The 10,796-nt window shown below is 71.5% G+C and carries 9 protein-coding genes; 7 read left to right on the top strand and 2 right to left on the bottom strand.

Annotation, left to right across the window (positions count from 1 at the left end):
* Positions 1 to 90: 90 nt before the first annotated feature.
* Positions 91 to 2,454 (bottom strand): ExeM/NucH family extracellular endonuclease, encoded by a 2,364-nt coding sequence (locus ABT130_RS45475; RefSeq protein WP_350966174.1) that lies wholly within the window; start codon positions 2,452 to 2,454, stop codon positions 91 to 93.
* A gap of 163 nt (positions 2,455 to 2,617) precedes the next feature.
* On the opposite strand from ABT130_RS45475, the gene ABT130_RS45480 reads away from it, so the two are divergent.
* The gene (locus ABT130_RS45480) at positions 2,618 to 3,679 is read left to right on the top strand and encodes a pentapeptide repeat-containing protein (protein WP_350966175.1); all 1,062 of its coding nucleotides are present in this window, start codon (positions 2,618 to 2,620) and stop codon (positions 3,677 to 3,679) included.
* 143 nt (positions 3,680 to 3,822) lie between these two features.
* The gene (locus tag ABT130_RS45485; protein WP_350966176.1) at positions 3,823 to 4,512 is read left to right on the top strand and encodes a permease prefix domain 1-containing protein; all 690 of its coding nucleotides are present in this window, start codon (positions 3,823 to 3,825) and stop codon (positions 4,510 to 4,512) included.
* A 19-nt stretch (positions 4,513 to 4,531) separates the two neighbouring features.
* Here ABT130_RS45485 and ABT130_RS45490 read toward each other — a convergent pair whose 3' ends face one another.
* Entirely contained in the window at positions 4,532 to 4,861 is a 330-nt protein-coding gene (locus ABT130_RS45490; RefSeq protein WP_343966032.1) for a PadR family transcriptional regulator, read from the bottom strand.
* 166 nt (positions 4,862 to 5,027) lie between these two features.
* Between ABT130_RS45490 and ABT130_RS45495 the strand changes: the two genes are divergently transcribed.
* The 5 genes from ABT130_RS45495 to ABT130_RS45515 all read left to right on the top strand — a co-directional run.
* Positions 5,028 to 6,209, top strand: coding sequence for a cytochrome ubiquinol oxidase subunit I (locus tag ABT130_RS45495; RefSeq protein ID WP_350966177.1), 1,182 nt, complete (start codon positions 5,028 to 5,030; stop codon positions 6,207 to 6,209).
* A gap of 10 nt (positions 6,210 to 6,219) precedes the next feature.
* The gene (locus ABT130_RS45500; protein ID WP_350966178.1) at positions 6,220 to 6,987 is read left to right on the top strand and encodes a cytochrome d ubiquinol oxidase subunit II; all 768 of its coding nucleotides are present in this window, start codon (positions 6,220 to 6,222) and stop codon (positions 6,985 to 6,987) included.
* A 16-nt stretch (positions 6,988 to 7,003) separates the two neighbouring features.
* Positions 7,004 to 8,674 carry a thiol reductant ABC exporter subunit CydD gene (cydD, locus tag ABT130_RS45505; RefSeq protein ID WP_350966179.1) on the top strand — a complete coding sequence of 557 codons (1,671 nt, stop codon included), beginning with the start codon at positions 7,004 to 7,006 and terminating at the stop codon, positions 8,672 to 8,674.
* Positions 8,671 to 10,374 (top strand): thiol reductant ABC exporter subunit CydC, encoded by a 1,704-nt coding sequence (gene cydC, locus ABT130_RS45510; RefSeq protein WP_350966180.1) that lies wholly within the window; start codon positions 8,671 to 8,673, stop codon positions 10,372 to 10,374. Before cydD ends, cydC begins: the two co-directional genes overlap by 4 nt.
* Positions 10,375 to 10,539: 165 nt before the next feature.
* The coding region (locus ABT130_RS45515) for a membrane dipeptidase (protein WP_350966181.1) at positions 10,540 to 10,796 on the top strand (257 nt) is incomplete at its 3' end.

Here is a 10,796-nt window from a genome sequence, read left to right on the forward strand (position 1 = left end):
GGCGGGGGGGGAGTGATACGGGGGGGGGGCCCGGGGCCGATCGGCACCGGGCCACCGTCTGTCAGCCCTTGTCGGCCTGCGGGGGTTGGCCTACAGGGTGAGGCCGACGATCACAGGGTCGTGGTCGGAGGCGCGGAAGGCGTCGGGCTTGTACAGGCCCGGCGGGTTGTACTCGAGGTTGTAGTCGTAGATCCGGCTCTCATCGGAGTTGATGTGCCAGATCGTCGCGCTGGTCACCCGCTTGAGCAGGTCCTTCCCGACCAGGGCGTGGTCCAGCTCGCCGAGCTGGCCGTCGAACAGGTAGCTGTAGCGCAGCGGCTCGGGGACGAACCTCTTGGTCGTGCTGCTGAGGCCGCCGGCCTCCAGGACGTCCATCGGGTCCTCCTCGCCGTAGGCGTTGAGGTCGCCGAGCACCATCGGGTTGGTCAGCTTCAGGTCCTTGATCAGACCCAGCGTGGCCTGTGCCTGGCGTACGCGCTCGCCGTTGTAGCAGCTCTGCCCGTCGCCCTGGTCGGCGTCGGGGCCCACGGCCTCCTCGTCGCAGCCCTTGGACTTGTAGTGGTTGACCAGCACGGTGAAGGACTTACCGCCCTGGACCCGGCGGAAGGTCTGGATCAGCGGGGGCCGCCGGAAGACCGGGTCGGTGGAGGACTGCGCCGCGCCCACCAGCTGGATCCTGGCCGGCTTGTAGATCATCGCCACCTGGATCACGTCGGTGCCCGGGTAGGGGTGGCTGAGCGCCGCGTAGGTACCCGCGCCGACCTCGGCGTTGAGCGCGTCGACCAGGGCCTGAATCGCGGTCTGGCCGTTGTTCTGGATCTCCATGAGGCCGACGACGTCGGCGTTGACCCCCTTGAGCGCGGCGACCAGCTTGGTGAGCTGGCGCTTCTGCTCCTCGGGACTGCTCGCGCCGCGCGAGCGGAGGGTGGTGAACCAGTTGAGTGCGTTGAAGCTGGCCACCTTGACGTTGCCGATGACCGGGAACGGGGCGGGCAGGCGCGGGTTGAGCGGCAGGAAGTTGAGCGGCTTGGTCGGCTGGAGCCGGTACTTGCCGAAGCCGTACCCCATGACGCCGGTGACGCCGAAGGCGGTGTCCCCCAGGCGGAGGCGCCGGTCGACATAGGGGATCGCCGGCGGGTTCTCCACCGTGGAGGCGTCGTCCACCAGCAGGCTACGCCGCGCGTTCTTGGCCGTGGTCACGCCCGGCCGGTCGGTCGGCTGGAAGATGCGTCCCTCGGAGGAGACGGTGATCTCACCGTACCGGCCCAGGTTGTAGTGGTCGCTGAGGGTGAGCGGCTCGGGGAAGGTGACGAGCATGTTCTCGACGGACTCGAAGGTCGTGCCCTCGGCGCGGGGCAGGCTCTGCTTGGCGGGCGCGATGGTGCCCGTGCCACAGACGTCCACCGCGGTGACCGGTGACAGCTCGGTCCAGCCGTTGAACTCCACGACCTTGCCGGTGACCAGGACCCGGTCGCCGACCTTGACGTCCTTGAAGGAGCTGCGGGCGAAGGCGAACAGGCCCTCGGAGGTGGCCGGGTCGGCGTCCGGGGTCGGGTCCTGGAAGAAGAACCCGCTGAGCTGGTTCGTCTCCTGGAAGTCGGCGGTCACGATGCCCTCGACGCGGACGACCTGGCCGGCCAGCGGGCTGACGTCACCGCTGCCCTGCACCTGGGCGATCTGGTGGGTGACCGGGATCTCACACGGCTCCCCCGTCGGGGTGGGGGTCGGCGTGGGCTCCACCGTGGGTTCCACAGTGGGGGTCGGGGTCGGCGTGGGCGTGGGCTCGACGTCGCCGCACGGCGCGGCGTCGGTGGCCCGGTTGCGCGGCGCGGGGGCCGCGGCCTCCACGTCGGCACCGTTGTCGTCGGTGTCGGCGCAGCCGTGGTCCTTGCGCAGCCCCGCCGTGGTGACCGAGAGCCCGGGGGCCGCGGTGCCCTCGAAGTAGTTGGCGGTGCCGTAGCCGATCAGGTCGGCGATCAGCGCCGCCTGCTCCGGGGCGCACAGGACCGAGCCGCCGTTGCACGCCAGGCCCTGGGCCGAGCGGACAAGGGCCACCTTGCCCGCGGAGCCGCTCAGGTTGATCGTCCCGGTGCCGTCCGGGGCGGGCAGCGGTGAACCGTTGGCGCCACCGGCCAGCTGGAGGAGATGGTACTGACCTGGCGCGAGCGTACCCGTCAGGGGGACGACCGGGTTGGCGGCGAAGTTCCCGGTGCCGGTGGCGCTGGCGTACTGGACGGACCAGCCGTCCAGTACCACGGGTGCGGCGCTGCGGTTGAACAGCTCGACATAGTCGTTGGTGAGCGGCGCGCCGGCGCTACCGCCACCACCGTAGACCTGGCTGATGACGACGGTGCCCGGCTCCGCCAGGGCCGGGGATGAGGCGAGGGTCGCGACGCCGGTGGCGGCGAGGCCGACGGTCACGAGGGCGGCGAACGCCCGGGATAAAGCACGCATGACCGGGAGCGTAGAGCTGGATGGATTCCAGGACATCAACCCATAAGTGGATATAAGGCGAATTCAAGAATCTTGACACTTCATGTCTATCCAGCCCGGTCAGATATGGCTTTCCTTGACCTAGAAGTCGCTTGCCTCGGCGCCTGCGGGTATCACTGCGGTTATGAGAACTCTGGACATGGGCTGGGACACCTGCGCCGCCTCCCTGGAGTGCGCCGGATCCGCGCGGCAGCCCTACGGGCGCTGCCTGGCCCATCTGGACGCCACCGAACTCGACGAGGTCGTCCGCGGCCTCTCCCCCGGTTCCGCGATCGACCTGCGGGCCACCGTCGTCGGCCAGGACCTGCTGGAGCGGATCCTCTCCGCGACCCGCGGGCGCCTGGGCCGGGCTCGGTTCGACTGGGCGACCTTTCCCGAGAGCGTGCGGTTCTGCGACATCGTGTTCGGCGGGGACGTCTCCTTCGACCACGCGCGTTTCCAGCGCCTCGCCTCGTTCTTCAACGCCAGGTTCGCCCGCAACGTCTCCTTCAGGGAGGTCAGGTTCGATCGGGAACTCTCCCTGCACGGTGTCGCCATCACCGGGCACGCGGCCTTCGACCGGGTGTCCATCGACGGCGACGCGCTGTTCGGAGGAGCGCTTTTCGACCGGACCGCGTCCTTCGAGCAGGCCGACTTCCATGGTTTCGTCACCTTCGACGGCACCGGATTCACCGGCGACGCGACCCTGAGGGGCTGCAGGTTCCGCCGTACCGTGTCGTTTCGCAAGACGAGCTTCGGTGGGCTGGCCGGGTTCGACGGGGCACGCTTCTCGGCGGGCGGCTACCTGGCCCCGATCTCGGTCGGCCGCCACCTGACCCTCGCCGGGGCGTGGGCGGGCAAGGGTCTTGACGTGACCACCGGCGGATGCTCGGTGGACCTTCGGCGGCTGGAGGTGGGCGGGCGGCTGACCGTCCGGCTCGACAACGCGCGGGCCGACCTGGAGGGAGCGACCCTGCGCGGCCCGGCCACGGTGCGGGGCCGGGACGGCGCCCGGGTGACCTCGCTGCACGAGGTGGACGCCGAGCAGCTGGAACTCTCCGACCTGGACCTCAGCACCTGCCTCTTCACCGGAATGCGCCACCCCGAGGGGCTCCGGCTGAGCGGCTGCGCGCTCGCCGTCGTCCCGCGCAGATCATGGCCCCGGCTGCGCTGGTGGCCCCTGCGGCGCGCCCCGGACCACGGCTGAGACCCGCCCACGGGATCCGAACGTGTGCCGGCTCCGGGTCTTCTCAGGGTGGTCCCCGATGCGGAGTCCCGGACGGGCGACCAGGATGGGAGACCCGTACCCTGAACGGGGATCGGGCCGCTGGAGAGCATCTGGAGAGCACCATGGCAGGCAGCGGGGTCATCGACGACTACGTGACCGGGCTCAGCCGCACTCTCCGAGGTCCCAGGGGCCCCAGGCTTGACATGATCGCCGAGGCCCGCGACAGCCTGCTCGACACCGCCGAGGCGCTGGAGGGCGACGGCCTGGGGCGCGAGGAGGCCGAGCGGACCGCGGTCGAGGAGTTCGGGACGATCGGTGAGATCGCGCCGGGCTACCAGGAGGAGCTGTTCATCGCGGCGGGCCGCAGGCTGGCCGCCGTGCTGTTCCTCACCGTGCCGCTCACCACGGTCATGTGGAGCGTGATCTGGAAGATCTTTCCCACCGCCCCGACGGCCTACGAGACCACCCCCGGCTGGTTCGTTCCGGTCGCCCGGGGCCTGGACATCCTCCAGATGCTCATCGGCGTGCTCGGCGGGGTCGCGCTGTTCGCACTGGGCCGGGGGCTGCGCAGGATCAGACGGCCCCGGCTCGTCACCCGCTTCCTCGGCCTGCTCGTCTGGGCGATGCTGCCGGTCATGCTCGCGCTGACCGGGGCACTGATGTTCGGCTCCAGCGGGCCGGCAGGCTTCGACGACTACCTGCCGGGGGTCGGTGTGGCGCTGGTGAGCCTCCTGCTCTGGGGCCTGCAGCTCTACGGCGCCTTCAAATGCCTGAGCCTCACCCGCCGCGGCCCCGTCCCCGCCTGCGCATAGTCCCCGCCCCCACCGGGGGTCAGCGGGTGGTCCGCGGCTCCAGGACACTGCCGATGGCTCCGGCGAACCGCTGCCAGGCGGAGCGCTCGCCGGCGAGGGCCGTGCGCCCTGAGGAGGTCAGCCGGTAGGTGCGCCGCTTGCGCCCGCCCACCGTGGCCCACTCGCTGGCCAGGTATCCCGCCTGCTCCAGCCGGCGCAGCGCCGGGTAGACCGTGCCCGTCGGCACGTTCAGCGCGCCGCCGCTGCGCGCCTGGAGCGCCTCGATGATCGCGTAGCCGTGCAGCGGTTCGTGCTCCAGCACGGAGAGCAGCAGGGCGTCCATATGGCCGCGGAGCGCGTCGGTGTTCACGCGATCGCCTCCGCGGGCCGGGCGGATCCCTCGTCGCCGCACCCGGCGGCCCGTTCGCTTCGCTCACTCACGTCGTCAGCCTACCTTTCGCATAGGCATACTACATGTAGGCGTTCTACATGTAGAGTGTCTATAGGTAGACAGACATAACAACGGAGGTGAGAGTGTGGACGTGCTCGACCTGGCCCGGACGCAGTTCGCCGTGACGGGAAGTCTTCACTTCCTGTTCGTCGTGCTGACCCTGGGCCTGGCCCCCCTGATCGCGATCATGCACACCCGCTACGCCATCACCGGCAGGCCGGTCCACGAGCGGGCGACCCGCTTCTGGGGCCAGATCTATGTGATCAACTACGCGCTCGGCATCCTCACCGGGCTGGTGATGGAGTTCCAGTTCGGCATGAACTGGAGTGGCCTCTCGCACTACGCCGGCGATGTCTTCGGGGCACCGCTCGCGATCGAGACGCTCGGCGCGTTCTTCCTGGAGTCCACCTTCCTGGGTCTGTGGATCTTCGGCTGGCACCGGCTGCCCAAATGGCTCCATCTGGCGTGCATCTGGGTGGTGACGCTGACCGCCTACGCCTCCGCCTTCTGGATCATGGTGGCCAACTCGTTCCTGCAGAATCCCGCCGGAGCCGTGGAGCGGAACGGCCACCTGGTGCTGACCGACCTCGGCGCGCTGCTCACCAACCCGATGCTGACCATGGCACTGCCGCACGTGCTCAGCGCGGGCCTGTGGACCGCTGGTTTCGTGCTGATGGGGGCCAGTGCGTACCAGTTGTTCAGGCGCACCGCCGAACGGGAGTTCTTCACGAGTTCGCTCCGTACCGGAGTGATCGTCTCGCTGGTCGGCGCACTGTTCACGATCGGTTTCGGCTACGCGCAGTTCAACCCGGCCTCCCAGTTCCAGCCGGGCAAGTTCCACGGCGCCCTGGCCGGCACCGGACTCGGCTTCATGACCATGATTGGTCATCTCCTCCTGCTCCTCATCATGTTCGTGCTGGTGCCGACCATGTACTGGCTACCGCGCTGGCGCTGGGCGCACCTCCTGCTGATGGCGATCACCCCGCTGCCCTTCCTCGCGTCGATCCTCGGCTGGCTGACCAGGGAGTCGGGGCGGCAGCCCTGGATGATCAATGGCAGGCTCACCGTCGCCGACGCCATGTCCCCCGGGCTGACCTCGGGGATGGTCACCCTCTCGTTGATCGCCTTCGGCGGCGTGCTCGGCCTGCTCGCGCTCGTCGACTACCTGCTGATCGCCCGTACCGTACGGCGCGGGCCCGCCGCCGCCACCCTCGGCGCGAGCGCCCCCGCCGACCCCAACGAGCGCGCGCACGCGCTCAGCTACTAGGGAGCCGATCGTGGACATCCTCTGGCTGGGCGTGTTCGCCCTCCTGCTGATCGGCTACTTCGCCCTGGAGGGCTTCGACATCGGGGTGGGCATGCTGCTGCCCGTGCTCGGCAGGACGCAACGGGACAGGGACGAGATCGTCACCGCCATGGCGCCGTTCGTCCTGGCGGGCGAGGTGTGGCTGGTGGCCGTGGCGGGCGTGCTGTTCGGCGCCTTCCCCGCGATCGAGGGAGAGGTGCTGTTCGGCCTCTACCCCCTGGTGGTGCTGCTGCTGGTGTCGTGGATCCTGCGCGACGCCGGGCTCTGGTTCCGCCGCCGTGCCGACGGGAGCGCATGGCGTACGAGCTGGGACTGGGCGATCTGGGCAGGCTCCTGCGGCCTGGCGCTGAGCTGGGGCATGGCACTGGTCGCGCTGGCCGGCGGCCTGTCTGGGCCGGCGATCAGCCCGCTCGGGCTGATGGGCGCCCTGGTGATGGCCGCGCTGTTCGCCCTGCACGGCTGGACGTTCCTCTCCTGGCGGCTGCCCGCGCGGATGACCGGGACGCGCCGCACCGGGCGGGCGCTCCTGGGCTCGGCGTGCGCCGCGGCCGCGCCCGTCACGATGCTGCTCGCCGTACTCGCCCCCTGGCTCCTGGACCACATGGCGCCCGCCGAGACGCTAAGTGTGCTCAGTGTCATGATTCTGCCGTTCGCACCCTTCATGGTGGGTGCGCAAGTATGGGTGTGGCGGGCGTTCGGCCCCGGGCGTGCCGCCGGTCGGGTTCCGTCGTTCTTCTGAGGTCTCTAGGGTTGGCATGCACAAGGATCTGGTACGGCTGGCGTTGGGTGAGCGGGCCGTCCGCCGTCATCTGGCCGTGTGCCTGGCCGCCGCCGTCCTGGCCGGGTTGCTCATCCTCCTCCAGGCTGAGCTGCTCGCCGGGGTGCTGTCCGGGCGGTTCGCGGCCCCGGCCCTGATCCTGCTGGCCCTGGTCGTCGGCGCCCGGGGGCTGCTCACCCTGGTGCAGGGAACGGCCGCCGGGCGGATGAGCAGCGGGGTGAAGTCCACCCTGCGCCACCGCCTGCTGGCGCGGCTGCAGGAAGCCGGCCCCGTCAGGCCGGCCTCGGCGCGTTCGGGAGAGCTGGTGACGCTGACCGGCCGCGGTCTGGACGCCCTCGACGCCTATCTGTCGGGCTACCTGCCTGCGGTGGCGGTCGCGGGCGTCGTGCCGATCGCGGTGCTCGTCCGGCTTTTCACCGCCGACCTGGCCAGCGCGGTGATCGTGCTGGTCACGCTGCCGCTCATCCCGATCTTCGGGGCGCTGGTCGGCATGCACACCAAGGCCGTCACCGAACGCCAGTGGAGGGCCCTGTCCCGCCTCGGCGGGCACTTCCTGGACGTGGTCCGGGGCCTTCCCACGCTGCGCGCCTTCGGCCGGGCCCGCTACCAGGCCGAGGTGATCCAGCGGGTGGCCGACGCCCACCGGGTCGCGACGATGCGCACGCTGCGGGTGGCTTTCCTGTCCTCGCTGGTGCTGGAGCTGGCCGCGTCGCTCTCACTGGCCCTGGTCGCCGTGCCGGTGGGCCTGCGGCTGCTGTCGGGCTCCCTTGACCTGTCGGCCGCGCTGCTGGTCCTGCTCCTGGCGCCCGAGGCGTACCTGCCGCTGCGCAACATGGGCAGCAGGTTCCACGCGGCGATGGAGGGCGTCGCCGCCGCCGACGAGGCGTTCGCCGTGCTCGACGGCCACGCGGAGGCTTCGCGTGGCGCGCCCGCCACCGGGCACCCGGGCCCCGGAGCGACGACGGCGCCGGAGATCCGGCTGGAGCATGTCACGGTGCGCTACCCGGGCCGTGCGGAGGCCGCGCTGGAGGACGTGTCGCTGGTGATCGCCCCCGGCGAGCGAGTGGCCCTGGTCGGCGAGAGCGGCGCGGGCAAGAGCACCCTGCTCCACCTGCTGCTCGGCTTCGTCACCCCTGCCGAGGGCCGGGTGCTCGTCGACGGCGCCGAGATCGGCGACCACGACCCCTGGCGGGCGCGCCTGGCGTTCGTACCCCAGCGCCCACACCTCTTCGCCACCTCGGTGGCCGACAACATCAGGCTCGGCGCCCCCGGCGCGACGATCGACGAGGTCAGGGCCGCGGCACGGGCCGCGCAGGCGGAGGAGTTCATCCTGGCGCTGCCCGAGGGCTACGACACGGTGCTCGGCGAGCGCGGGACGAACCTGTCGGCCGGGCAGCGGCAGCGGGTCGCGCTCGCCCGCGCGTTCTGCCGCGCGGGGGCCGGACTGCTCCTGCTGGACGAGCCGACCGCGCGGCTCGACGGCCGCAGCGAGAGCGCGGTCGTCAGCGCGACCCGCGACCTCGCCGAGGGCCGCACCGCCGTGATCGTCGCCCACCGGCCCGCGATGATCGAGCTGGCCGACCGGGTGATCCGGATCGCCGACGGCCGCGTGGTGGCCGGGACGCGAGAGGAGATCGCCTCCCCATGACCGATGTCAACGAGGTCCTGGCAGGCAGGACGCGCGGGCGGATGACCCTTGCCGTGGCGGCGGGGGCGGCGGCCGAGCTGGCCGGGCTCGGGCTGATCGGATCCGCCGGGTGGCTCATCACCAGGGCCGCCGAACAGCCGCCGCTGGCGGCACTGAGCGTGGCGATCGTCGGGGTCAGGGCGTTCGCGACGACCAAGGGGGTCTTCCGGTACGGGGAGCGGCTGGCCGGACACGACGTGGCGCTGCGAGCCCAGGCGACGACCAGGGAGCGGCTCTACCAGGCGCTCATCCCCGCGCGACCGCTGAACCAGCGGGGGGCCGACCTGCTCAGCCGCATGGTCGACGACACCGACGCGGTGCAGGACCTGCTCGTACGGTGCCTGCTTCCCGCCACCGCGGCGCTGATCACCGGTGTGGCCGCGATGGTGATCGGGTTGTTCCTGCTCCCGGCCGCGGCGCTGGTGCTGCTGGCCGGGCTGCTGGTGGCCGGGGTACTGATCCCCGCGGGCACGGCCGCCGCCGCACGGCGCTGGTCGGCGCGGATCGCCCCCGCACGGGCCGACCTGGCGGCCCGGGTCGCCGACCTGGTGCACGGCGCGGCCGACCTGGCCGCCTACGGGGCGAACGAGCGGGCTCTGGCCGCCGCCGCCGAGGCCGACACCAGGCTGGCGGCGCTGGAGCGCCGGCAGGCACGGGCGAACGCGGTGGCCTCCGCCCTGGGCGTGCTCACCCAGGGCCTGACCGTGGCGGCGATCGTCCTGGTGGCGCAGAACTCCGGGGCGGGCTCCGTGGCCACCGCGGTGCTCGCGCTGACCTCGCTGGTCTCCTTCGAGCCGGTGCTGCCGATGGCCTCGGCCGCCGAGCGGCTGACCGGGGTGCTCGCCGCCCTGCGCCGCCTGCGGGAGGTCGGCGCGACCGCTCCGGCGGTGGCGGAGCCGACCACCGCGGTCGAGGTGCCCGCCGGGGCGCCGACCATTGAGATCAAGGACCTGGTGGTCCGGCACGGCGCCGGCCGTGCCCCCGCGCTGGACGGGATCAGCCTCACCCTCACTCCCGGCAGGCAGGTCGCCCTGGTCGGCCCCAGCGGTGCCGGCAAGAGCACCCTGCTGTCCGCCCTGATGCGCCTGGTCGAGCCCGAGTCGGGGACGATCAGGGTCAGCGGGGTGGACGTCCGGGAACTGGCGTCCGACGACGTCCGGCGGGTGATGACCGGGCTGACGCAGGACCCGTACGTGTTCCAGGCCTCGGTACGGGACAACCTGCGGCTGGCGGGTCCCGAGGCCTCGGACGGGGAGCTCACCGAGGCCCTGCGGCGGGCGCGCCTGGAACGCTGGGTGGAGCGGACCGGCTGGGACGCCGTCCTCGGGGAGGACGGGCGGACGGTGTCCGGTGGGCAGCTGCAGCGGCTGGCACTGGCCCGGGCGCTGCTGAACGACCCCCCGGTGCTGCTGCTGGACGAGCCCGCCGAGGCACTGGACGAGACGACGGCGGACGCGCTCATGGCCGACCTGCTGGACGCCACCCGCGGCCACACGACGCTGCTCGTCACCCACCGCCTGCGCGGGCTGGAGCGGGTGGACGAGATCGTCGTGCTGGAGAACGGCTCGGTGACGCAACGGGGCAGCCACCAGGAGCTGGTCTCCTCCCCCGGCTACTACCGCGACCTGTGGCACTCCGAGGCGCTGACCGCCGGCCGGTGACGCCTTGGTCACCTGCACACCGTCCCGATCGTCTCCGGCCGGAGGCGAAACAAGTGATCTTGGCCGAATGGACGAACAACTCACCGCTATTAGGAAAACCGGACGAATTCCGCCACCCCCAACCTGTCATACCGTCGCGGTAACCACGCATCGGAGGGCTGGCACGTGTCCGTTGAGCTCCACCACCGCGCAGTCGTCGCGGATACCCACAACGACCTGCTGATGGCCGTCACCGCCAGAGCCCCTCGGCGGTGGGCGTCGTTCTTCCGCGAGCGCTGGCTGCCGCAGCTGCGCGAGGGCGGGGTGAACCTCCAGGTGCTGCCGGTTTTCATCGACGAGCAGTACCGCCCCGAGGGCGCGCTCCGGCAGACACTGCGCATGATCGAGTGCGCCCACGTGCTGGCCGAGGGCAACGCCGACGC

It is taken from the genome of Streptosporangium sp. NPDC001681 (assembly GCF_040298085.1).
Lineage (GTDB): Bacteria > Actinomycetota > Actinomycetes > Streptosporangiales > Streptosporangiaceae > Streptosporangium.